The 21,398-nt window shown below is 64.7% G+C and carries 22 protein-coding genes; 8 read left to right on the plus strand and 14 right to left on the minus strand.

The window, feature by feature from the left end:
* Positions 1 to 55 precede the first annotated feature (55 nt).
* From FGK64_RS13485 to FGK64_RS13495, 3 genes are all read left to right on the plus strand, one after another.
* Positions 56 to 868 carry a trypsin-like serine peptidase gene (locus FGK64_RS13485; RefSeq protein ID WP_425456639.1) on the plus strand — a complete coding sequence of 271 codons (813 nt, stop codon included), beginning with the start codon at positions 56 to 58 and terminating at the stop codon, positions 866 to 868.
* Positions 865 to 1,278 carry a hypothetical protein gene (locus FGK64_RS13490; RefSeq protein ID WP_138864367.1) on the plus strand — a complete coding sequence of 138 codons (414 nt, stop codon included), beginning with the start codon at positions 865 to 867 and terminating at the stop codon, positions 1,276 to 1,278. Before FGK64_RS13485 ends, FGK64_RS13490 begins: the two co-directional genes overlap by 4 nt.
* A gap of 139 nt (positions 1,279 to 1,417) precedes the next feature.
* A complete protein-coding gene (locus tag FGK64_RS13495) occupies positions 1,418 to 1,891 on the plus strand; it encodes an Hsp20 family protein (protein ID WP_138864368.1) in 474 nt (157 codons plus the stop codon).
* A 209-nt stretch (positions 1,892 to 2,100) separates the two neighbouring features.
* On the opposite strand, the gene FGK64_RS13500 is transcribed toward FGK64_RS13495, so the two are convergent.
* From FGK64_RS13500 to zapE, 3 genes are read right to left on the minus strand one after another with little or no spacing between them, the layout of a single operon-like run.
* Positions 2,101 to 4,017: a vWA domain-containing protein gene (locus FGK64_RS13500; protein WP_138864369.1), complete on the minus strand. Its 1,917-nt coding sequence runs from the start codon at positions 4,015 to 4,017 to the stop codon at positions 2,101 to 2,103.
* Positions 4,014 to 4,601, minus strand: a complete 588-nt coding sequence (locus FGK64_RS13505; RefSeq protein WP_425456640.1) for an RNA polymerase sigma factor — start codon at positions 4,599 to 4,601, stop codon at positions 4,014 to 4,016. The genes FGK64_RS13500 and FGK64_RS13505 overlap by 4 nt, the downstream gene beginning before the upstream one ends.
* 51 nt (positions 4,602 to 4,652) lie before the next feature.
* Positions 4,653 to 5,720 (minus strand): cell division protein ZapE, encoded by a 1,068-nt coding sequence (zapE, locus tag FGK64_RS13510; protein ID WP_138864370.1) that lies wholly within the window; start codon positions 5,718 to 5,720, stop codon positions 4,653 to 4,655.
* Positions 5,721 to 5,878: 158 nt separating this feature from the next.
* Between zapE and FGK64_RS13515 the strand changes: the two genes are divergently transcribed.
* Positions 5,879 to 7,126 carry an MFS transporter gene (locus tag FGK64_RS13515; protein ID WP_138864371.1) on the plus strand — a complete coding sequence of 416 codons (1,248 nt, stop codon included), beginning with the start codon at positions 5,879 to 5,881 and terminating at the stop codon, positions 7,124 to 7,126.
* Positions 7,127 to 7,142: 16 nt separating this feature from the next.
* Here FGK64_RS13515 and FGK64_RS13520 read toward each other — a convergent pair whose 3' ends face one another.
* The 6 genes from FGK64_RS13520 to mbfA form a co-directional block, all read right to left on the minus strand.
* Positions 7,143 to 8,063 (minus strand): ornithine cyclodeaminase family protein, encoded by a 921-nt coding sequence (locus FGK64_RS13520; RefSeq protein WP_138864372.1) that lies wholly within the window; start codon positions 8,061 to 8,063, stop codon positions 7,143 to 7,145.
* Positions 8,060 to 8,680 carry an HAD family hydrolase gene (locus FGK64_RS13525; protein WP_138864373.1) on the minus strand — a complete coding sequence of 207 codons (621 nt, stop codon included), beginning with the start codon at positions 8,678 to 8,680 and terminating at the stop codon, positions 8,060 to 8,062. Before FGK64_RS13525 ends, FGK64_RS13520 begins: the two co-directional genes overlap by 4 nt.
* 73 nt (positions 8,681 to 8,753) lie before the next feature.
* Positions 8,754 to 9,209: a YaiI/YqxD family protein gene (locus FGK64_RS13530; RefSeq protein ID WP_138864374.1), complete on the minus strand. Its 456-nt coding sequence runs from the start codon at positions 9,207 to 9,209 to the stop codon at positions 8,754 to 8,756.
* 7 nt (positions 9,210 to 9,216) lie between these two features.
* The gene (gene fghA / locus FGK64_RS13535) at positions 9,217 to 10,047 is read right to left on the minus strand and encodes an S-formylglutathione hydrolase (RefSeq protein ID WP_138864375.1); all 831 of its coding nucleotides are present in this window, start codon (positions 10,045 to 10,047) and stop codon (positions 9,217 to 9,219) included.
* A gap of 105 nt (positions 10,048 to 10,152) precedes the next feature.
* Positions 10,153 to 11,079, minus strand: coding sequence for an AEC family transporter (locus FGK64_RS13540; RefSeq protein WP_138864376.1), 927 nt, complete (start codon positions 11,077 to 11,079; stop codon positions 10,153 to 10,155).
* A gap of 48 nt (positions 11,080 to 11,127) precedes the next feature.
* Positions 11,128 to 12,096, minus strand: coding sequence for an iron exporter MbfA (gene mbfA / locus FGK64_RS13545; protein WP_138864377.1), 969 nt, complete (start codon positions 12,094 to 12,096; stop codon positions 11,128 to 11,130).
* 132 nt (positions 12,097 to 12,228) lie between these two features.
* Between mbfA and FGK64_RS13550 the strand changes: the two genes are divergently transcribed.
* Positions 12,229 to 12,846, plus strand: coding sequence for a TetR/AcrR family transcriptional regulator (locus FGK64_RS13550; protein WP_138864378.1), 618 nt, complete (start codon positions 12,229 to 12,231; stop codon positions 12,844 to 12,846).
* Between the two features lie 82 nt (positions 12,847 to 12,928).
* Here the strand turns inward: FGK64_RS13550 and FGK64_RS13555 are convergent, their stop codons facing one another.
* From FGK64_RS13555 to FGK64_RS13570, 4 genes are all read right to left on the minus strand, one after another.
* Complete coding sequence (locus FGK64_RS13555; protein ID WP_138864379.1) at positions 12,929 to 13,660, minus strand: NYN domain-containing protein; 732 nt, start codon at positions 13,658 to 13,660, stop codon at positions 12,929 to 12,931.
* A 3-nt stretch (positions 13,661 to 13,663) separates the two neighbouring features.
* Positions 13,664 to 14,257 carry an ATP-dependent Clp protease proteolytic subunit gene (locus tag FGK64_RS13560; RefSeq protein WP_138864380.1) on the minus strand — a complete coding sequence of 198 codons (594 nt, stop codon included), beginning with the start codon at positions 14,255 to 14,257 and terminating at the stop codon, positions 13,664 to 13,666.
* Between the two features lie 79 nt (positions 14,258 to 14,336).
* Entirely contained in the window at positions 14,337 to 14,636 is a 300-nt protein-coding gene (locus tag FGK64_RS13565; RefSeq protein WP_138864381.1) for a hypothetical protein, read from the minus strand.
* Positions 14,637 to 14,713: 77 nt separating this feature from the next.
* Positions 14,714 to 15,841 (minus strand): S-(hydroxymethyl)glutathione dehydrogenase/class III alcohol dehydrogenase, encoded by a 1,128-nt coding sequence (locus tag FGK64_RS13570; RefSeq protein WP_138864382.1) that lies wholly within the window; start codon positions 15,839 to 15,841, stop codon positions 14,714 to 14,716.
* Between the two features lie 165 nt (positions 15,842 to 16,006).
* Here FGK64_RS13570 and FGK64_RS13575 point away from each other — a divergent pair, with 165 nt between their 5' ends.
* The gene (locus FGK64_RS13575; protein WP_138864383.1) at positions 16,007 to 17,665 is read left to right on the plus strand and encodes a Y-family DNA polymerase; all 1,659 of its coding nucleotides are present in this window, start codon (positions 16,007 to 16,009) and stop codon (positions 17,663 to 17,665) included.
* Here the strand turns inward: FGK64_RS13575 and FGK64_RS13580 are convergent.
* The gene (locus tag FGK64_RS13580) at positions 17,647 to 18,816 is read right to left on the minus strand and encodes a DUF3095 domain-containing protein (RefSeq protein ID WP_138864384.1); all 1,170 of its coding nucleotides are present in this window, start codon (positions 18,814 to 18,816) and stop codon (positions 17,647 to 17,649) included. The genes FGK64_RS13575 and FGK64_RS13580 overlap by 19 nt on opposite strands.
* A gap of 131 nt (positions 18,817 to 18,947) precedes the next feature.
* Here FGK64_RS13580 and FGK64_RS13585 point away from each other — a divergent pair, with 131 nt between their 5' ends.
* Both FGK64_RS13585 and FGK64_RS13590 read left to right on the plus strand, forming a co-directional pair.
* The gene (locus FGK64_RS13585; protein WP_138864385.1) at positions 18,948 to 20,123 is read left to right on the plus strand and encodes an MFS transporter; all 1,176 of its coding nucleotides are present in this window, start codon (positions 18,948 to 18,950) and stop codon (positions 20,121 to 20,123) included.
* Positions 20,124 to 20,196: 73 nt separating this feature from the next.
* Positions 20,197 to 21,219 carry an aspartate-semialdehyde dehydrogenase gene (locus FGK64_RS13590; protein WP_138864386.1) on the plus strand — a complete coding sequence of 341 codons (1,023 nt, stop codon included), beginning with the start codon at positions 20,197 to 20,199 and terminating at the stop codon, positions 21,217 to 21,219.
* Positions 21,220 to 21,398 lie beyond the last annotated feature (179 nt).

Consider the following 21,398-nt stretch of genomic DNA (forward strand, 5'->3'; position numbering starts at 1 on the left):
TTTTCGCCCTATCAGGGGCCTACGAATCCTCGGGATAAATGGGCAGGAGCGCGGCGTGCGGCGGCTGATCGGAACGATACTGGCACTACTCCTGCCGATGCAGGTCGCGGCGCAGGATGCGGCGCTGCAATCGCTGGAAACCACCGACGCAGGCCGCCAGTGGGAGGCCGTGGGCCGTCTGGATCTGAATGGACGCGGATTTTGTACCGGTGCGCTGATCGCGCCCGATCTGGTGCTGACGGCAGCGCATTGCCTCTACGACAAACGCAGCGGCCATCGGATCGACCCCGAAACCATCGAATTCCTCGCCGGCTGGCGCAACGGCCGCGCCTCGGCCTACCGCCAGGTGCGCCGCGCGGTGGCCCACCCCGACTATACGTTTGATCACGATCTCTCGGCCGACCGGGTCCGCAACGATGTGGCACTACTGGAATTGCAGCACCCGATCCGCAACACCACCGTGGTGCCGTTTGAAACCGCCCGCCGCCCGGCTCCCGGCGATGCCATTGGTATCGTGTCCTATGCCCATGACCGGTCCGAGGCGCCCTCGCTGCAAGAGGTCTGCCATGTCATCTCGCGGCAGGAGGGCGTTCTTGTGATGTCCTGCGACGTCGATTTCGGATCGTCCGGCGCCCCGGTCTTTTCATTCGCAACAGGCACGCCGCAGATCGTATCGGTGGTCTCGGCCAAGGCCGAGGTGGGCGAGGGGCGCGTGGCGCTGGGCACCGATCTCGAACGCCCTCTGGCCACGCTGATGACCCAACTGATTTCCGGTCGTGGTTTCAACACATCGGCCCCGCCCCGCGCAAACCGCGTGATGGTGGGGGAAGGCAAACGCAACACTGGCGCAAAGTTCATAAAACCATGATGAAACACCTATGCCTCGTCGCGGCGCTCTGCGCGCTTCCTCTCTCGGCATCGGCAGACGGCGCCGTTCCCTCACTGAGCAACGCCGCAGCGTTCACCCCCAAGGTTGGCCCGGTCGGGCGCGCATTGGGGCGCCCGGAGGCCCGCCAGCGCACGGCGCGCTACGATATCGGATGCTCCGAGATCCTGCGCGCCGGCGCCGTTGCCCCGAACTGCGCAATGGGATTTCGCCCAGCGCGCGCCACCGGCAAAGGAACCCGGAGCAAACCCGCCATCCTGGGCGATCTCACGGCCTTTCCCATCGGCAGCGATGACCGTTTTGCCGTCGGCCTGCGGGCGCCGGGGTTGATCGAAACGCTGCGCGCAGGGCGCATGGCGTCCAGCGCAGACACCGGCAAGGGGTCGCGCTAACCTGCGACGGAGCGGGTCTTGACAGCCCCGCACAGCGTTCCCATCTCCAGCGATACCGGGATGCCAGATCGGGCCCGGTGATGAATTGCCCGTCCAATCGGAGGGCATGACACCATATCGCTCATGATGAGGATGACACATGCGTAGTTTTGATTTTGCACCCCTGCACCGTGCAACCGTCGGCTTTGATCAATTCGCCGACCTGATGGACCGCCTGCTGACCAGCGACGTCAGCCAGCCGACCTACCCGCCCTACAACATAGAAAAGACCGCTGCCGATGCCTATCGCATCTCGATTGCCGTCGCGGGCTTTTCGGAGTCTGACCTTATGGTCGAAGTGAAGGAAAAGGCGCTCGTCGTGTCGGCCCGCAAAGCCGAGGAAGACACCAATCGCAGCTTCCTGCACCGCGGCATCGCGACCCGCGCGTTCGAACGTCGCTTCCACCTTGCCGACCATGTGCGCGTCACCGGCGCAACCCATGTTGACGGGATGCTGCATATCGACCTGGAACGCGAAGTGCCCGAGGCGCTGAAACCGCGTCGCATCCAGATCGCCAGCACGACGCCGACCGCGCAGGAAACGGATGTCGTCGAGGCCAAATCGGTCAACTGATCCCAGTCACTTGTTCAATGTGATGAAACGGCGCGAGGCTCAATTGCCTCGCGCTTTTTTATGGCTGGAAAATCTGGCTGCGCGCGTTGCCTGCCTGGCCGGGATATTTTTGCCTCAAGGAAACAGGGGCGCCTTCCCCCTTTCAATATTCCGAAAATACTCCGGGGGAGTCCCGCAGGGACGGGGGCCGCGCCCCCTCAATCCCCACGCTATTTCGCCTCGGTCAAGGATTTGGCAAGCCGCATCAGCTGCACCGCTTCGCCGCGATAGCCAAAGGAGTCGTCGCCCCTGTTGGCATTGGCAAGGGTGATGGCGTCGTTCCAACTCCAACCACCAAGGTAGTCCGATCCGCGCAGCAGTTGCCCGAACCCCGCAATCGCCTGGGCAAAGCCCGCATCGGGGGCCGGTAGAGCACTGGCCGTGATCGGCATCTCGATCAATTCGCTATCCGCGGCTCCGGGTGCCTTGTGGCGCAGTCGCAGAAAGCCAAGCTCTCCCTCGCCTGTCGGGGCAGGCGTCGCGCCGGATTGATAGCGCAGATCATCGGTCAGCCGTGCCGGTGAGCCAACCGGGGTTACTTCGTACAGCGCGGTGACTTGATGGCCCGCGCCGATTTCACCGGCATCCACGGCATCGTTGTTGAAATCTTCGCGCCGCAAGGCGCGGGTTTCATAGCCGATCAGCCGGTATTCGGCGACTTCGGCGGGGTTGAATTCAACCTGTACCTTTACATCATCCGCGATCGGGAACAATGCACCGGCGACCTGATCCACCAGCACTTTCTGCGCCTCGGCAAGCGTGTCGATATAGGCGGCGGTGCCGTTGCCGTTCTGGGCCAGCGCCTGCATTGTCGCGTCATCAAGGTTGCCGCGCCCGAAGCCCAGAACGCTAAGGTATGTTCCCTGATCGCGTTTGGCAGCGATATACTGTTTCAGCATCTCGGGGTCCGACAGTCCGACGTTGAAATCCCCGTCGGTGGCCAGCACGATCCGGTTGACCTCGCCCTCTTCGGCCATGGCAGCGGCCACCGCGTAGGCCTGTTGCAGCCCTTCCTGACCGCCAGTGGAGCCGCCGGCCTCAAGCCGCGCCAGCGCTGCATGGATCGCCGCCTTGTCAGTGGCAGGGGTGGGCGCCAGCACCTGCCCGGCGCTGCCGGCATAGGCCACGATCGCAACCTGATCGCGCGCGCCAAGCTGGCCCAGCAGCATCGAAAACGCCTGTTTCAGCAGCGGCAACTTATCGGGCTGGTTCATCGACCCAGAGGTGTCGATCAGGAACACAAGGTTCAGCGGAGGCCGATCTTCCACCGGGGGTGTCGCGCCCTGAATTCCGATCTGAACCAACCGCGTATCCGCATTCCACGGCGTCTGGCTGACCGAAACGGTTGGGCGGAAGGCGGCGCCCGGTTCGGGCAGAGGGTAGTCGTAGGGGAAATAGTTGATCATCTCCTCGATGCGCACCGCGTCGCGCGGTGGCAGTTGGCCCGCGTTCAGCGAATTTCGCACCACAGCATAGGAAAACGTGTCGACATCAATCGAGAAGGTCGAGACCGGATCGTCGGCGACGATTTTCAGCGGCGAGTCGTCGTCGTTGGCAAACTCCTCGGTATCGGCCTCGGGGATCGGCATCGCGTCGGGCAGGGGCATCGGCCGTGCTGCCTGTTTTGCAAGTGCACCGACCGACCGCCCTGCCATTGGGGCGGGCATGGGCGACGGCATCGGCGCGGGTTCGGCGACGATGGCGGGCGCTTCAACGGCAAGGGCGTCGGCACCTGCATCATCCGCTTCGGTGTTTTCCTGCCGGGCGCGGGGCGCATCGGATGGCGCGCCAAGATCGCGCGGCAGCAGCGTTTCGCCCAGCGGCGTAAAGGCCACCATCGCCAATGCTACCAGTGCCGTGGTTGCGGCCAGACCGCCGCGGGTTGTCATCGTTGCAAACATCTTTCCAACTCCTCTCAACAGCCCCGAACGGGGGCGATCAGAGGTAGGACGCGGCTCGGGCGGCGTTTCTTGGCTCTCGCGGAAATTTTTTCGTGCCAGCGCCAGATCGGCGGCGCGTTTGCGGCGGTCGGGGGCGGGTGTGGCGGCATCCAAAGCCGCCTTCAGCCGTTCAAGATCGTCTCTCATGCGCGGTCCTCCTTGGCACGCAGCGCGGCCAGGTGTCGTTTCGCCTCGTAAATGCGCCAGCTGACCGTGCCCTCTGAAATGCCCAGCACCTCGGCCGCTTGGCTGTGGGTGGCGTCGTCAAGGATCAGCGCCAGCGTGTCGCGCAGATCGTCCGGCAGGGCGCGCATTGTGGCGATCAGCCAGTCGACCTGTTCGGCGGTTTCCTTGGCCTCGTCGCGGCGGGCCAGTTCCCAGTCGCCCCAGCCTTCGGCCGCCTTGTCGTGGGCGGCGCGGCGACGACGCAGATCGTAGGCGGCGTTGACCATGATCCGGTACATCCACGTCGTAAACCGCGATTCCGCCCGGAAACTGCGGATTTTCGACGGCAGCGCGGCGCAGACATCCTGTGTCAGATCCTCGGCATCGGCGCGGCTGCCGGTCATGCGAAAGGCCAGCCCGAACAGCCTGTCGTAGTGGCGCGCCAGCAGGGTCGAGAAGGCGGCCCCATCCCCGTCCGAGGCCGCCCGGGCCAGATCGTCATCGCTGATATGTATGCGCTTCACGGTCTTCTGACGCGCGCGCGCCTGCAATCCTTGGCCGCCCATGTGAATTTTTCTGACACATAAGGGGCCGTCGCGCCATTAAAAGCGCGTGGCTTAGTCTGTTGTGCCCCAATCCTTGTCCTGCATTTCGCGCAGGCGCGAGGCGGTGCGTTCAAATTCGAAGGTGCCTTCGCCTTCGACATACAGCATTTCGGGTTCCGCCGCCGCCGAGGCGATCAGGCGCACGCGCGCCTCGTAAAGCGCGTCGACCAAGGTCACAAAGCGCTTGGCTTCGTTGAAGTTCGACCGCGACAGGCGCGGAATATCCTCTAGCACCAGGACGCGCAGGGCATCGGCAATCGCCAGGAAATCGGCCGGGCCAAGCGGTTTGCCGCAAAGGTCGTAGAATTTCGCCCGGGCCACGCCGTTGCGATAGCGGGGCAGGGTCACCTCGCGCTTGTTCACCGTCAGCACCAGCGGCGTATCGGCACCGCCGGCCAGATCGTCCCACACCGCGTCGATATCGGCGCGGCTTTGCGGGCCGATCGGGGTGAAATAGACCTGCGAGCCCGACAGCCGGTTCTGGCGGTGGTCGGTGTCGCTGGCCAGTTCGCGCACGGCCATACGGTTGTTGATCAGGTCGATGAAGGGCAGGAACAGCTGTCGGTTCAACCCGTTCTTGTACAAATCCTCGGGTGGACGGTTCGAGGTGGTTACCACCGTCACGCCGGCCTCGAACAGTGCCTCGAACAGGCGGCCGACGATCATTGCATCAGTGATGTCGGTGATCTGCATTTCGTCAAACGCCAGTATGCGCAAATCTTGCACCAGCGCCTGCACCACGGGGGCCAGCGCATCCTGCGTATTGGCCTTGCGCGCGGCGTGCATCCCGGCGTGGATTTCCTGCATGAAGGCGTGGAAATGCACGCGCCGCACGGCCACGTCCGACAGGCTTTCGACAAACAGGTCCATCAGCATGGATTTGCCGCGCCCGACCCCGCCCCACAGGTACAGCCCTTTCACCGGCTCCGGCGTCGAACGGCGGAAAAACCCGCGCTTCACCGGCTGATCAAGGCCCGCGTGGATACGGTCGAATTCCTCCAGCACCGCCAGCTGGGCGGGATCGCGGGTCAGCTTTCCCTGGGCGATGCGCTGGTCATACAGGGTGGCAAGTTCACTCATGGTCCAGCGATAGCCCGCAGAAGTCGCAAAGGAAAGTGCTGGTGTGGGCACGATTTTCCGCGATGGATAAGATATTTTGATGGGTGCCGTCAAAACTCCTGAATTGACGCCGGCCGCAGATGGGAATTAGGTCAAATTTCCTGACCGGAGTCCACGTCATGCCCAAGTCGCCGTCCATCTTTACGCCCGTGCTGATCACCGGCTGTCTGATCATCGTGATCAGCTTTGCGGTGCGATCGTCCTTTGGCGTGTTCCAGATTCCGATTGCCGAGGAATTCAACTGGCTGCGGAGCGAATTTTCCCTGGCCATCGCCATCCAGAACCTGGCCTGGGGCATCGGGCAGCCGATTTTCGGCGCCGTGGCGGAGAAGATCGGCGACCGGAAGGCGATCCTGATCGGCGCGGTGGTCTATGCGCTGGGGCTGGTGTTGTCGGCCTATTCCACGACTCCGCTGGCGCATCAGACTTACGCCTGGCTTGTTGGCTTTGGCGTGGCAGGCACCGGGTTTGGCGTGATCCTTGCGGTGGTGGGCCGCGCGGCGAGCGACGAAAACCGCTCGATGTCGCTGGCGATCGTTTCCGCCGCGGGCAGCGCCGGGCAGATTTTTGGCGCGCCGATGGCAGAGTGGATGCTGGGCTTTCTGACTTGGCAATCCGTGTTTCTGGTGTTTGCGGCGATCATGGTCGCCTCGATCCTGCTGTTGCCGTTCATGCGGGCGCCAACGCCGATTTCACGCCCCGAGCTTGAAGAAAGCATGGGCACCATCGTGATGCGCGCCTTCCGCGATCCGTCTTACGCGATGATTTTCATGGGGTTCTTTTCCTGCGGCTATCAGCTGGCCTTTGTCACCGCGCATTTCCCCGCAATGGTGACCGAAATGTGCGGCCCGATCCTTGCAGGCGGTATCCTGCACAATATCGGGATCACCACGACTTCGGCGCTGGGCGCGGTGTCGCTGTCGCTGATCGGGGCGGCGAATGTGGCGGGCACGCTGCTGGCGGGCTGGCTGGGCAACCGCTATTCCAAGAAATACCTGCTGGCGGCGATCTACACAGGCCGCACCATCGCGGCCGCCGTGTTCATCCTGCTGCCGATCACCCCGGTGTCGGTGCTGGTGTTCTCGGCGGTGATGGGATCGCTCTGGCTGGCGACGGTGCCGCTGACCTCGGGGCTTGTCGCGCATCTGTATGGGCTGCGCTACATGGGTACGCTCTATGGGTTCGTCTTCCTCAGCCACCAGCTGGGCAGCTTCCTTGGCGTCTGGCTGGGCGGGCGGATGTATGACCTTTATGGTGATTACACCATGGTCTGGTGGATCGGCGTGGGCATCGGTGCCTTCAGCGCCATTGTCCACCTGCCGATCCGTGAAGACCGGGGCCCCAAGCCGGTGCTGGGCGCGGCCTGAGGCAAGGGCCCGGCAATCAGGCCGGGCTGTTCCAGCGATCCAGGATATAGCGGCTGGTCATCAGATCCAGATGGGCGCCGCCGCCGTTCTTGAACAGCGTGATGTCATCGGCGCCGGTGCGTGCAAAGCTGTCCAATGCGTAGAAATCGGCGACCAGATCGTCGCGGGTGATCGCGCCTTCGGCAATCGGGATCTTGATCTCGCCGATGTGGTCGACGGTGGTGTCGTAGCTGTCGACGAAGATTCGCGCCCGTTGCAGGGCGGTATCGTCGGTTTCGCGCATGTCGGGACGGTAGGCGCCGATCAGGTTCAGGTGCTGACCGGGGCGCAGCCATTCGCCACGGATCACCGGCTGGGTCGCCATGGTGGCCGAGACGATGATGTCTGCAGCGCGCACCGCCGCCTCGAGATCGTCGGCAACCGAGACGCCATCCAGCGTTGCGGCGAGGGCCTCGGCCTTGGACTTGGTGCGATTCCACAGGGTCTGTTGCGCATTCGGGAACCCGGCGCCGAAGGCCTCGCAGAGCGAGCGGCCCACGGTGCCCGCGCCCACGATCAGGATGTTGCGGCTGTCGGGATCGGCCAGCCGCAGCGCCCCCAACAGGCTGTCACCGGCTGTTTTCCACTTGGTGACAAGGTGGAAATCAACGAGCGCCTCCAGCGTGCCGTCCATGTCGGAGAACAGGCTGACCGACCCGTTGACCATCGGCTTGCCAGCATCCGGGTTGCCGGGGAACACGGTCGCGCTTTTGACGGCCAGCCCCATGCCGTCGATCCAGGCCGACCGCGACAGCAACGTATCGGGATCGCGGTACAGGAAGGTGTCCGCAATCTCGGCCTTGGGCAGGGCATGGCCCGCCGCCAGCGCCTCGGTCAGGCCGATCCAGTCCAGCCGGGCTTCGCCCTCGGCAAAGGGGATGATGGTGATGTCACTCATGCGGCGTCTTCCTTGGTCAGTAATCCGGCCTCTATCAGCCGGTCGGCCCAGCCCCGCGGACCTTCGAACAGATGGGTTTGCCAGCCACGGCTGGCGGCCATGGCAATATTGTCGGCCCGGTCGTCGGTGAACAGCAGCGCATCTGGCGCAATGCCGCTGGTCTCTTCCAGGCGGCGATAGATTTCGGGGTCGGGCTTGATCACGCCCATATGCCCCGAGATGAAATCGCGGTCGAATTCGCGCAGGAATGGGTAGAAGGTGGCGGCATGGTCATAGCTGCCGATGCCGAAATTCGTCAGCGAAAACACCGGCACGCCGCGCGCCTGCAGCGCCCGCATCAGCCGCACCGAATGGTCGATGACCGGGCTTGCCATCTCGATCCAGTGGTCGTGCCACATGCGGATTTCATCGCGCCAGGCCGGGGTGGCCTCGGCCATGTCGTAGATCGTGCCGCGAAAGTTTCCTCCCAGATCGACGCGGTCGTTCATGCCATGCAAATCGACCTCGGCGAACATGGCGCGGCGGCGATCAACCCCGATGCGGGAATCGTAGAACCGCTCGGGCTGCCATTCGATCAGCACGTTGCCGATATCGAAAACCACCGCTTCAGGAGTCATGTCACACTTGCCTCTCCACGCGTAAAAATCTTTGCAAGATTTTTGATGCAAGTTTCGGGGAAACTTGCCCGCCTCATGTCCGATGTGCCGCCCGGACTTCGCGTTCGAGCGCGTCCAGAAAACGGGAGCGATCTGCCTTTGTAAAGGGCTTGCCGCCGCCGCCCTGGCCCAGCGGGTTGGCGGCGCGCATGTCTGCCATCAGATCGCGCATTGCCAGCTGCTGGCCGATGTTCATTTCGTTGAACGCCTCGCCGTTATGGCGCAGCACACGCGCGCCCTGTTCGACACAGCGTGCGGCCAGCGGGATATCGGCGGTAATGACAACATCCGCAGGCCCGCAGGCGTCTGCGATCCATTTGTCGGCTTCGTCGGCACCCGCCGAAACGATCATCGTTTCCACCAGCGGGTTCGGGGAGGGGCGGATGCCGCCGTTCGACACCACCACCAGAGGGATGCGGTGGCGGGTCGCCACGCGCTCGGCCTCGGCGCGGACGGGGCAGGCGTCGGCATCGACGAAGATGCGCGTCATGCCCGGGTCACGCCCAGAGCGCGGCGGCGTGGAAGGCCACGTGATCTTCCATGAAAGACGACACGAAGAAATAGCTGTGGTCGTAGCCCGGCTGCAGGCGGAGCGTTGCCTGCTGGCGCTTTTCGGCGATGGCCGCGGCCAATGCCTCGGGGCGCAGCAGATCGATGAATTGATCGGTGGTGCCGGTGTCGACCAGAATTGGTCCGTCGAAGCCCTTGTCACGCATCAGCAGGCTGGCGTCATGTGCCGCCCATTTGGTTTCGTCCTCGCCCAGGTAGGCTGTCAGCTGTTTGCGGCCCCAGTCCGATCCGGTGGGGTTGGAGATCGGTGCAAAGGCCGAGACCGAGCGGAATCGACCCGGCAACGACATAGCCAACGTCAGTGCACCGTGGCCGCCCATGGAGTGGCCGGTGATGGCCTGACGTTCGGCGTCGATGGGGAAATGTTCGGCGAGCAGGTTGGGAAGTTCCTCGGCGATATAGTCCCACATCTGGTAGTGGGCGGACCATGGTTCCTGCGTGGCGTTCACGTAGAACCCGGCGCCTTTGCCCAGATCATAGGCGTCGTCGTCGGCCACGTCATCGCCGCGGGGGCTGGTGTCGGGGAAGACAAGCGCGATGCCGTGTTCGGCGGCCCAGGCCTGTGCCCCGGCTTTGGTCATGGCGTTTTCGTGGGTGCAGGTCAGGCCCGAGAGATACCAAAGCACCGGCACCGGGCCATCGGCGGCCTCGGGGGGGAGGAACAGGCCGAAGGTCATGTCGCAGTTGCAGGCTGTGGAGGCGTGGGAATAGACGCCCTGTGTGCCGCCGAAGCAGGCGTTTTCCGATACGGTTTTCATGATGCGTCTCCTTGGCTGCTTTGGGTCTTGGCTAGCGGGACGATGCGCGGGCGTAAAGGGCGGGACGCCTCCGGCGGGAGTATTTTTGCAATGGTGAAATGTGGGTCAGCCCGAGACCCAGGCGATGGCGATGGGCACGGTGAGGATGGAAAGTGCCGTCGAGACCAGGATCGCGGCCGAGACGCGTTGCGGGGCGACGCCATAGTGTTGTGCCAGCATGAAGACGTTGCCGGCGACGGGCATGGCGGCGGCCGAGACGACGACGATGACCAAGAACGGGTCGATCGGGAACAGGAGCATCACGCCGATGGCGACAAAGATCGGGTGCAGTACCAGTTTGCAGAAGGTCAGCCAACCCGCGACCTGAATGCGTTCCGCCGATTTGCCCGCCAGAGAAGCGCCGATGGCAAACAGCGCGCCCGGGGTGGCGGCGCCGCCGAGGATCGTGAGGAAATCGTTCAGCACCTCGGGTGTGGGCAGGTCGAACCCCGACCAGAGCAGCCCCGACGTGATGGCCACGATCATCGGGTTGCGCAGCAGGCCGAGGCCGATGGTTTTCAGGATCGCCGGACTCATCCTGCCGTCGCGGGCGGCGTTGATCAGGATCACGATCAGGCTAGAGAACACGATGAGATCGGTGGCGAGGACCATCATCATCGGGCCAATCGAGGCTTCCCCGAACAACAATACGAACATCGGCAGGCCAAGGAAGCCGACATTGCCGATCACGGCGCATTGCGCCTCGATCGCGGCGGTGGGCACGTCGAGCTTGCGGAAGAAGCCGACCGCCGTGGCGATTCCGTAGACGAAGGCCGTGCCCCAGAGGTAGCCCGCGATCAGGCGGCCGTTGAAAACTTCGGCAAAATCGAGGTTGGCGGCAAAGCGGAACAGCATCGCCGATAGCGGGAAGAAGAACACGAATTTGGTCAGGTAGGCCGTGGCTTCCTGCGTGAAAAAGCGGGTGCGCCCGGCCCAGAAGCCCAGTCCGATGATGACGAAGAACGGCAGCGTGCGCAGGAAAATCTCGACCATGAATCGCTGGTAGCCTGCGCGCCTGCCAAGGGCAAGACAGGGCGTGCCCTAGCCGCTGCCGATCAGGATGCCTGCCGCCAGAACCAGCGCGCCGCCCAGCACCACCTGCAGTGCGGCGCGGAAGAAGGGCGTTTCCATGTAGCGGTTCTGGATCCATGCGATGGCCCAGAGTTCGGCAAAGACCACGATGAAGGCGATCACCGTCGCGGTCCAGAAATCGGGGATCAGGTAGGGCAGGGCGTGACCCAACCCGCCCACGGTTGTCATCACCCCCGAGGCGATGCCGCGTTTCATGGGCGAGCCGCGCCCCGAGAGCGCGCCATCGTCGGAGGCGGCCTCGGTGAAGCCCATCGAGATGCCGGCCCCGACCGAGGCGGCGAGCCCTACCAGCAGTGTGGTCCAGGGGTCGTGCGTGGCGAAGGCGGTGGCAAAGATCGGTGCGAGCGTCGAGACCGAGCCATCCATCAGCCCGGCTAGCCCCGGCTGCACCCATGTCAGGATGAACTGGCGGCGTTCGGTGGCCGCCTCTTCGTCCCGACTGTCGTCGCTCAGGTGTTCGCGGGTCAGGTCGGCGGCGCGGTGTTGGTGCCCGGCTTCGGCGGCGGCGAGATCGCCCAGCAGTTTGCGGGTTGCGGCATCGCTGGTGCGGGAGGCGGCCGAGAGGTAGAAGGCTTCGGCCTGATGCTCCATGGCGCGGGCTTCGTCGCGGATGCGGTCCACGCCAAGGTTTTCGATCAGCCAGACCGGGCGGCGGTTGTAATAGCCGGCCACATGTTCGCGGCGGATCAGGGGAACCGTGTCGCCCCAGCGACTGCGGTGCAGCTCGAACAGGCGCGCGCGGTGCTCGTCTTCTTCGGCGGCCATGCCTTCGAAAATGGCAGCTGTGGCGGGAAAATCGTCGCGCAGCCGTTCGGCGTAACTGCGATAGATGCGGGCGTCGTCTTCTTCGGACGAGATGGCGAGGGCGACGATTTCGCGTTCGGTCAGATCGTCAAAGCGTTTGCGGCTGGGGAGCATGGGGATATTTATTTTAGTTAGAATAATTCCAATTAATAAGGTGTGCTATGGCTTTTGCAACCCCGTCGCTGGCTGGCGCGTTGTCGAATCTGAACCGAACGGTTTATGTTGGTGCGGAACAGGGACAGGTTGATGAGCGAAACGGCAACATTGGTGCGCAAGGGGCGCAAGTTCGATCAGGTTCTGGCGGGCGCACGCGAGGTCTTTATGGCCGATGGATACGAGGGCGCCAGCGTTGATGACATTGCCCGCGTGGCAGGGGTGTCGAAGGCGACGCTGTATAGCTATTTCCCTGACAAGCGGCTGCTGTTCATCGAGGTGGCGACCACTGAATGCCAGCATCTGGCCTCGCGCACGTTGGATTTGATCGAAGTGGATGCGGGACCTCGTGCAGTGCTGATGACGGCCGCCGGCCAGATCGTGCCGTTTCTGTTGTCGGATTTTGCGCAGCAGGTGTTTCGCATCTGCCTGGCCGAGAGCGACCGTTTCCCCGAGCTGGGCCGGGCGTTTTACGCGGCGGGGCCGGAAAACGGGCGCAGACGGCTGGAAGAGTATATGTCCTGCGCAGTGAAACGGGGCGAGTTGCAGATCGACGATGTGACGCTGGCCGCCGAGCAGTTCACCGAGCTGTGCAAGGCACGGCTGTGGACGCAGGCGATTTTCGGCATCCGCCGCAGCTTTGCGCAGGATGAGGTGGAACTGGTCGTGCGTGAGGCGGTCGAGACGTTCTTGGCGCGGTATGGCGTGTGAGGCTCGGGGGGGGGGGCGCTGCCCCCGTCCGCTGCGCGGGCTCCCCCGGGATATTTGACCCCAAAGAAGGATTGGGTTTTGGTCAGTCAAGCCGCCGGATTTGCAGCTGGTTGCCGTCGCCGCGGCGGGTTTCGAACAGTTTGAGTTCCATCACCAGATCGCTGAGTTTCTTCTTGCCGTAGCTGCGTGTATCGAAATCGGGGTTGGCGGCGCTGATGTACTGGCCGATCTGGCCAAGAGTGAACCATTCGTCTTCCTGCTCGATCGCGTCCATCGCGCGGATCACCAGCTTGGTCGGGTCTTCCAGTTGGGTCGGGTGTTCGGCGGGTTCGGCGGGTTTGGGAGCCTCGGGTCGGGTTTTCTTGGCCGTCTCGGACACGAGGTTTTCGACGTAGATGAATCGTTTGCAGGCCTTGACGAAGGCGGCGGGCGTCTTGCGCATGCCCATGCCGAAAACATCGACGCCCTGTTCGCGGATGCGGCTGGCAAGGCGCGTGAAATCGCTGTCGGACGAGATCAGCACGAAGCCGTCGAAGCGGCCCGAGTGCAGGCAATCCATCGCGTCGATCACCAGCGTGATATCGCTGGCGTTCTTGCCGGTGGTATTGGCGAACTGCTGGTGCGGCACGATGGCGAGCGCGGCCAGCTTGTCCTTGGACCAGCCCTGCGGCGCGCCGCCCGAGAAGTCGCCGTAGATCCGCCGCAGGCTGGCCTCGCCCAACGAGGTGATCTCCTCGAACATGGCCTCGGCGTAGCGGGCCGAGATATTATCCGCGTCGATCAGGACGGCGAGGTGCCTGCGGTCATCGGCCATGGCTCAGGCCAGTTCATCGACGGAAGAGATGATCTTGCCCACCAGACCATAATCGACAGCTTCCTGGGTTTTCAGCCAGAAATCGCGGCGGGTATCTTCGGCGATCTTTTCCGGGGTCTGGCCGGTGGCCTTGGCGAACAGCGCGTGGAAGCGTTCCGACATGATGCGGATCTGTTCGGCCTGGATCATCAGGTCGCTGACCTGGCCGCGGATTCCGCCCGAGGGCTGGTGCAGCAGGAAGCGGGTGTTGGGCAGGCAATAGCGGTTTTCCTTGGCCGCGCCGACGAAAATCAGCGCGCCGGCGCTTGCGACCCAGCCCGAGCCGATGGTGCGCACCTTGGGGCGGATGAAGCCGATCACGTCATGCACCATATCGCCGGATTCGACGTGCCCGCCGGGGGACGAGATGAAGAGGTTGATCGGGTCGTCGCTTTCCTCGGCCAAGGCCAGCAGCTGCGTGGTCGCGCGCTGGGCCAGCTTGTCGTTGATTTCGCCCGTGATGATCACGTTGCGCGATTTGAAGAACAGCTGATCGACCTTGCCGGCGGCGCCGTCTTCGGGTTTGGCGGGGCTGTCGTCGGAAAACCGGATGGTCATGGAAATCTCTCCCTTGGGCTGGCGGTTGCGCCGACCCTAGGGGCGTTGCCGATGGGGTTCAACGGCATAACGACCGGGGTTACCTGCGGGCCGAGAGTTCGTCGAACAGCCGCACGATCAGCAGCGCTGCGCCCGAAATCACCAGCGAGCGGCCCACGGCAACGGCAAGGTTTCCGGGGGCAACGCGGGCGATGCGGTCGCGCGAGCCGCGGGCAAAACGGGCAAGGCGGCCGGGCGCGTGATCGTCGTGGATGGGCGCGGGTTCGGGCATGTCGAAGGCCGAAGGCTTGGCGCGCCACATGGCGGCGCCGGCGACGACCACACCAGCGGCAAAGGCGATGGGGGCAAGGCGTTCGGTGGTATCCTGGGATAGATGCATGGGCGACTGTCTCCTTTGATTGGCAGACAAACGCCTGTTGGCCCGGCGGGTTCCGCCGGGCCAGTGCCGTCAGAGGCTTAGTATTCCACGACGGCGCGGATGGATTTGCCCGCGTGCATCAGCTCGAACCCTTCGTTGATGTCCTCAAGCTTCAGCTTGTGGGTGATCATCGGGTCGATCTCGATCTTGCCGTCCATGTACCAGTCGACGAACTTGGGCACGTCCGTCCGGCCCTTGGCGCCCCCGAAGGCGGTGCCTTTCCAGACGCGGCCGGTGACCAGCTGGAACGGGCGGGTGCTGATCTCGGCCCCGGCGGGTGCCACGCCGATGATGACCGACACGCCCCAGCCCCGGTGCGAACATTCCAGCGCATCGCGCATCACCTTGACGTTGCCGGTGGCGTCGAACGAGTAATCCACGCCGCCGATCTGGTCGTCGCCCTTCTTGGTCAGGTCCACGATGGCCTGCACCGTGTTGTCGACCTTGGACGGGTTCACGAAGTGGGTCATGCCGAATTTTTTCGCCATCTCGGCTTTGTCGTCGTTCAGGTCGACGCCGATGATCATGTCGGCACCCGCCATGCGCAGGCCCTGGATCACGTTCAGGCCGATCCCGCCCAAGCCAAAGACGGCTGCGGTGGACCCGATTTCAACGCCTGCGGTGTTGATCACCGCGCCGATGCCGGTTGTGACGCCGCAGCCGATATAGCAGATCTTGTCGAAGGGCGCGTCGTCGCGCACCTTGGCCAGCGCGATTTCCGGCATCACCGTGTGGTTCGCGAAGGTCGAGCAGCCCATGTAGTGATAGATCGGCGTGCCATCCAGCATCTTGAACCGGGTGGTGCCGTCGGGCATCAGGCCCTGCCCCTGCGTGCCGCGGATCGCGGTGCACAGGTTCGTCTTGCCCGAGCGGCAGGACGGGCATTCGCGGCATTCCGGCGTGTACAGCGGGATCACGTGATCGCCCGGCTTCAGCGTGGTGACGCCTTCGCCCACTTCCAGCACGATGCCCGCGCCCTCGTGGCCCAGGATCGACGGAAACAGCCCTTCGGGATCGTCGCCCGAGCGGGTGAATTCATCGGTGTGGCAGAGGCCGGTCGCCTTGATTTCTACCAGAACCTCTCCGGCCTTGGGGCCTTCAAGCTCGACTTCCATGATTTCAAGCGGTTTTCCGGCCTCCAGGGCAACGGCGGCTTTGGTGCGCATGGCATTTTTCTCCTGCTTTGGCGGTTGCGGGGACACTTTCCTAAAGCGGCGGGCATTTCAACCGTTATCCACGGCGATCCGTGAAACGAAAGCGACGGGAATTGACGACTCGGTGCGCTAGAACATAACAAGAACATATATCGCTGTCTGACTGCCATCAGAGCCATGCCGAACCGACGTATCCTTTCCCTTTGGTTTCCCCGGCTGGGGGCCGAGCGCGTGCAGCGTGCCCATCGGCTTGCCGGGGATGAACCGCTGGCCGTGGTGGACGAACGCGCCAACAGCCAGAGCGTGAGTTCCGTGAACGGGGCGGCGCTGGCGGCGGGGGTGCGCGTGGGCCAGCCGGTGCGCGATGCCCATGCCATCTGCGCCCACCTGCGCACCAAGGCGCGCAACACCCCGGCCGAGGCGGCGTTCCTGGCGGCGCTGCGGCGCTGGGCGGGCAAGTTCAGCCCCTGGGTCGCGGATGAACGGCCCGACGGGCTGGTGATCGACCTGACCGGCTGCGCGCATCTGTTCGGCGGCGAGGCCGAGCTGCTGGCCGTGGTCGAGGCGGATTGCGCCGACCTGGGGCTGACGGTTCAGGCGGGCATCGCCGACACGCTGGGCGCGGCCTGGGCGCTGGCGCGGTTTGCCGGACAGGGGGCCGTGTCTGACCGCAGCGGCGATGCGATTGATCAAGAGGCGCGCGCCACCCGGGCGCGGGCGGGCAAGCGGCGGCACTGGACAAAGGGCGGTGCCGCGCCGCAGCTGGTGGCAACTCCGGGCGGGGCCACCGCGCGCATTGCCGCGCCGGGGCAGACCTATGGCGCGCTGGCGCCCCTGCCGGTGGCGGCGCTGCGGCTTGAGGGCGACGTGGTGGCGCAGCTGGGGCGGCTGGGGCTGCGCCGCATCGGCGATCTGCTGGGCCAGCCGCGCGCGGCGCTGGCGCGGCGCTATGGGCGCGGGCTGGTCGACCGGCTGGACCAGGCGATGGGCCAGGCGCCGGAACCGGTCTCGCCCGCGCGGCTGCCCGATCTCTTTGCCGCCCGGATGAGCTTTCCCGAGCCGATCGGCCTGCTGGACGACATGCTGGCGGCGGTGGATCGCATCCTGCCCCGGCTTTGTGCCCGGCTGGCCGAGAAGGGGCGCGGCGCGCGCACCCTGCGGATCGAGGCGTTTCGGACCGATCAGCGTGCCGAGGTGGTGGTGGTGGGGCTGGCCCGGCCCAGCCACGACCCCGACCGCATCCGCCCGCTGATCGAGATGAAACTGGACCAGATCGACGCCGGGTTCGGGCTGGATCTGTTGCGCATCGAGGCGGTCCAGACCGAGCCGATCCACGACCGCGCCGTGGTGGGGCACCTTGGCGCGGGGCAGGCGGTGCGCGACCGGCTGGCGGCGAACACCGAGCTGGATGATCTGATCGCCCGGCTGGGCGCGCGCGTCGGGCTTGAGGCGATCACCCGCCGCCATCCGGGCGCGGGGCATATCCCGGAAAAAGCGGCGCAGGTGCTGGCCGCCGCATGGTCGGACCCCGCGCGCGATTGGCCTGCGCCGCGCAACCCGCGCCCGCTGCTGCTGTGGCGCCCCGAGGTGGTGCAGGCCCCCGATTTCCCCGCGCTGCCCCAAGAGTTCCGCTGGCGCGGGCGCGCCTGGGCGGTGCGCGGCGCGCAGGGGCCGGAACGCATCGCGCCGGAATGGTGGCTGGACGATCCCGAATGGCGCAGCGGCGTGCGCGATTACTGGGTGGTCACCACCGACCGGGGCGACCGGCTGTGGCTGTTCTATGGGCATGGGGCGGAAATGTCGTCGGGGTGGTTCTGTCAGGGCAGCTTTGCCTGATCGGGCCTGTGTGCACGCGGGCCGATCATCGCCGCCGCGCGGGCATAGCCGCCCGAGGCTCCGTCGATGAAATGCACATGATCGTCGCGCGACACGGATGGCACGATGCAGGTCATCATCGCCTCGTCCTGTTCGAACAGGCCGAAATCGATGGTCCCCTCTGCGCGGGCCTCTGACAGCGTGGCGCGCAGCTGCGCCAGTGTGGCGGCATCGCAATCCAGCGTCATCTTGAGCCCGTCGTCGAACTTGCGGAAATCGGCGTTACGCCCCACCGCACGGCGATACTGGGCCGGGTCGAAATTGCCCAGCCGCACCCCGCTGCGCAGCACGGCCCAGGCAAACAGCGTTTCCCCAAGCAGCTTGATCCGGCGCAACCACAGCGGCCCGCCATCGCGCAGCGCGCGGGCCTCTTGTTCCAGCCCCTTGGTGGGCCAGCGCACGCCCGCGCCCTGTTCCGGCACCGGGTGGCCGTCGCGGTCAAGGTGATGGACGATGCCCAGCACCCTCTCGGCCACGCGGGCGAACTCTGCGGGTGGGGCACCGGGCACCGGCAGGATCACGAGTGACACGATCGACCCGTTGCGGGCCGGCATATGTGACCAGCGACAGCTGAGCCCGTTCAGATCGGGGCGCGCACCGGGCGGCGCGGCGGGCAGATCCAGCCGCCCGGCCTTCATCTGCGTTTCGGCCCAGGTGATGCCGCCGCCCGCGAACATCGCGTAATCCACGTCGGGCGAGGCCTGGTACCGCGCCACCGTCACGTCGAACCCGGCAGCGCGGATATCCCGCACCGGCAGGATCGCGGTGCGCAGGGTCAGGCCGAATTCCTCTTGCGCCCAGGTCCGCACCGCCGCCAGGGCGCCAGCTGCCTGTGCCGCCAGATGCGGCGGGCAGGCAAACCCCGCGCCGTCGCCGCCAAACACATAGGGAAACGGCGCCGGTCCGATGGTGTTGATCTGGGCCGAGATCACGGCAGCCCCGACCATGTTCACCGTCTTGTACCCGCCCCGCGCGATTTCCTGTGTCGATCCGACAATGTCGGCCACCCCGACCGACCAGTCGTCGGGCAGGGGTGTATAGCTGCCACCCTCGATCAGATCGTCAAAGGCCGTCAGCCGGGGCAGGGCATCATAGAAATCGCGCGTGTTCATGGGCAAAGCCTAGCACCGCTTGTCGCCGCACGGAAACACAGGTTGGTGTGCGCTCTGACATAGACGCTGCATCTTGCGCCTGTCGCAGGGCCATGCCACCAGTGGCGCAACCTTTGGGAGGAGGGACCACAGTGCAAGCCGGGATGATCCTGTTGTGCCTGGCTTATGTGCTAAGCCAGTTCTTTCGCGCCTTTCTGGCGGTGCTGACCGGCATTCTGGAGCGCGATCTGGCGATGACGCCGGAAGATCTGGCAACCGCTTCGGGGTTCTGGTTCCTGTCGTTTTCGCTGATGCAGCTGCCCGTGGGCTGGCTGCTGGACCGGGTCGGGCCACGGCGCACGGCGGCGGCGATCCTGCTGGTGGGCGGCGGCGGCGGCGCGGCGCTGTTTGCCGTGGCCACCACGGCGCTGCATGTGAAACTGGCGATGCTGCTGATCGGGGTCGGCTGTTCGCCGGTGCTGATGGCGTCTTACTATATTTTCGCGCGCGAGTTTCCGGCCGCGCGCTTTGCCACGCTGGCCGCGCTGATGCTTGGGGCCGGGTCGGCGGGGAATCTTGTCGCGTCCTACCCGATGGCGCTGGCGGCCGAGACGATCGGTTGGCGCGCCAGCCTCTGGGCGCTGTCGGCGGCCTCGGCCATGGTGGCGCTGGGCATCTTCCTGACGGTGCGCGACCCCAAAGCCAACGGGCAGGGCGAAACCGGATCGGTGCTGACGCTGCTGAAGATGCCGGTGATGTGGGCGATCCTGCCGATGATGCTGGTGAACTATGCGCCCACGGCGGCGCTGCGCGGGCTATGGATCGGCCCGTATCTTGGCGATGTCTTTGGCCTTGGGATCAACGACGTTGGCACCGCAACGCTGGTGATGGGCACGGCGATGATCCTTGGCACCTTTGCCTATGGGCCGCTGGATCGCTGGCTGGGCACCCGCAAATGGCTGATCTTTGGCGGCAACATCGGCACCTGCATCGCGCTGGCGGCGCTGATGGTGTTCATCGACACCTCGCCCTGGCTGTCGATCACACTGATCGCGCTGACCGGGTTCCTTGGCGCGTCATTCCCGGTGATCATCGCCCATGGGCGGGCGTTCTTTCCTCCGCATCTGGTGGGGCGCGGTGTGACGCTGATGAACCTGTTTGGCATCGGCGGGGTGGGGGTGGTTCAGATGGCCTCGGGGCCGATCCACCATGCAGCTGCCGCCAGCGGCCCGCCGACCTATCCCTATATCGTGCTGTTCGGCTTTTTTACCGTGACGCTGCTGGCCGGGGCCCTGATTTACCTGTTCAGCAAGGACAGTCTGGATTAGCCCCTTTATTCCGCGCGCAACTGCCTATAAGTACCCGCTGCCGGTCAGATCCGGCAGAATTGGAGAAACTTACATGGGTTATCGTGTCGTCGTCGCGGGGGCCACGGGGAACGTGGGTCGCGAAATGCTGAACATCCTGGCCGAGCGCCAGTTTCCGGTGGATGAAATCACCGCTCTCGCCAGCCGCAGGTCGCTGGGAACCGAGGTGAGCTTTGGCGACAAGACCCTGACCACCAAGGATCTCGATACCTTCGATTTCACCGGCTGGGACATCGCGCTGTTCGCCATCGGTTCGGACGCGACCAAGAAATACGCCCCCATCGCCGCGGCGGCCGGCTGCGTCGTGATCGACAACAGCTCGCTCTATCGCTACGACCCCGACGTTCCGCTGATCGTGCCGGAATGTAACGCCGATGCGATCGAGGGCTATTCCAAGAAGAACATCATCGCCAACCCCAACTGCTCGACCGCGCAAATGGTCGTGGCGCTGAAGCCCTTGCACGACCGCGCGAAAATCAAACGCGTCGTGGTCAGCACCTATCAATCGGTGTCGGGCGCGGGCAAGGACGGCATGGACGAACTGTGGGACCAGACCAAGGCGGTTTATAACCCCACCGACGACAAGCCGGCCAAGAAATTCACGAAGCAGATCGCCTTCAATGTGATTCCGCACATCGACGTCTTCATGGAAGACGGCTCGACCAAGGAAGAATGGAAGATGGTCGCCGAGACCAAGAAGATCCTCGGGTCGTCGATCAAGGTCACGGCCACCTGCGTGCGGGTGCCTGTGTTCGTCGGCCACTCCGAAGCGGTGAACATCGAAACCGAGGATTTCCTGGACGAGGACGAAGCCCGCGACATCCTGCGGGAATCGCCCGGGATCATGGTGATCGACAAGCGTGAAGACGGCGGCTACGTGACGCCGGTGGAATGCGTAGGCGATTTCGCCACTTTCATCAGCCGAATCAGGCAGGACAGCACCATCGACAACGGGCTGAACCTGTGGTGCGTCAGCGATAACCTGCGGAAGGGCGCGGCCCTGAACGCCGTCCAGATCGCCGAGCTGCTGGGCCAGCGGGTTCTGAAGAAGGGCTGAGTTTTCCGGACCTTCCGGAAGGTCGACTTAACCGGCGTGGATGCGCCGACACGCGGCGGTCAGGCAATGGCCGCCGCGATTCCGTTTTGGCGAATATTTTGATCGGTGTATAACGAAATTCAGGCACCCAAGGGGCGGGCTGCCAATCCGCGCCGTGGGTGCCGCCATTTCACAAGGGG

Source organism: Arenibacterium halophilum (assembly GCF_005938225.1).
In the GTDB taxonomy this organism is placed as follows: Bacteria; Pseudomonadota; Alphaproteobacteria; order Rhodobacterales; family Rhodobacteraceae; genus Arenibacterium; species Arenibacterium halophilum.

Excerpts from the sequence above, each read along its gene's own strand:
- FGK64_RS13520 (WP_138864372.1), bottom strand. The coding sequence starts at position 8,063 with ATGAGTGACATCACCATCATCCCCTTTGCCGAGGGCGAAGCCCGGCTG.
- FGK64_RS13525 (WP_138864373.1), bottom strand. The coding sequence starts at position 8,680 with ATGACTCCTGAAGCGGTGGTTTTCGATATCGGCAACGTGCTGATCGAA.
- FGK64_RS13565 (WP_138864381.1), bottom strand. The coding sequence starts at position 14,636 with ATGCATCTATCCCAGGATACCACCGAACGCCTTGCCCCCATCGCCTTT.
- FGK64_RS13590 (WP_138864386.1), top strand. The coding sequence starts at position 20,197 with ATGGGTTATCGTGTCGTCGTCGCGGGGGCCACGGGGAACGTGGGTCGC.
- FGK64_RS13530 (WP_138864374.1), bottom strand. The coding sequence starts at position 9,209 with ATGACGCGCATCTTCGTCGATGCCGACGCCTGCCCCGTCCGCGCCGAG.
- FGK64_RS13515 (WP_138864371.1), top strand. The coding sequence starts at position 5,879 with ATGCCCAAGTCGCCGTCCATCTTTACGCCCGTGCTGATCACCGGCTGT.
- FGK64_RS13540 (WP_138864376.1), bottom strand. The coding sequence starts at position 11,079 with ATGGTCGAGATTTTCCTGCGCACGCTGCCGTTCTTCGTCATCATCGGA.
- FGK64_RS13555 (WP_138864379.1), bottom strand. The coding sequence starts at position 13,660 with ATGGCCGATGACCGCAGGCACCTCGCCGTCCTGATCGACGCGGATAAT.
- FGK64_RS13560 (WP_138864380.1), bottom strand. The coding sequence starts at position 14,257 with ATGACCATCCGGTTTTCCGACGACAGCCCCGCCAAACCCGAAGACGGC.
- FGK64_RS13580 (WP_138864384.1), bottom strand. The coding sequence starts at position 18,816 with ATGAACACGCGCGATTTCTATGATGCCCTGCCCCGGCTGACGGCCTTT.
- FGK64_RS13495 (WP_138864368.1), top strand. The coding sequence starts at position 1,418 with ATGCGTAGTTTTGATTTTGCACCCCTGCACCGTGCAACCGTCGGCTTT.
- FGK64_RS13570 (WP_138864382.1), bottom strand. The coding sequence starts at position 15,841 with ATGCGCACCAAAGCCGCCGTTGCCCTGGAGGCCGGAAAACCGCTTGAA.
- mbfA (WP_138864377.1), bottom strand. The coding sequence starts at position 12,096 with ATGCTCCCCAGCCGCAAACGCTTTGACGATCTGACCGAACGCGAAATC.
- fghA (WP_138864375.1), bottom strand. The coding sequence starts at position 10,047 with ATGAAAACCGTATCGGAAAACGCCTGCTTCGGCGGCACACAGGGCGTC.
- FGK64_RS13505 (WP_425456640.1), bottom strand. The coding sequence starts at position 4,601 with ATGGGCGGCCAAGGATTGCAGGCGCGCGCGCGTCAGAAGACCGTGAAG.
- FGK64_RS13550 (WP_138864378.1), top strand. The coding sequence starts at position 12,229 with ATGAGCGAAACGGCAACATTGGTGCGCAAGGGGCGCAAGTTCGATCAG.
- FGK64_RS13575 (WP_138864383.1), top strand. The coding sequence starts at position 16,007 with ATGCCGAACCGACGTATCCTTTCCCTTTGGTTTCCCCGGCTGGGGGCC.
- FGK64_RS13490 (WP_138864367.1), top strand. The coding sequence starts at position 865 with ATGATGAAACACCTATGCCTCGTCGCGGCGCTCTGCGCGCTTCCTCTC.
- FGK64_RS13500 (WP_138864369.1), bottom strand. The coding sequence starts at position 4,017 with ATGAGAGACGATCTTGAACGGCTGAAGGCGGCTTTGGATGCCGCCACA.
- zapE (WP_138864370.1), bottom strand. The coding sequence starts at position 5,720 with ATGAGTGAACTTGCCACCCTGTATGACCAGCGCATCGCCCAGGGAAAG.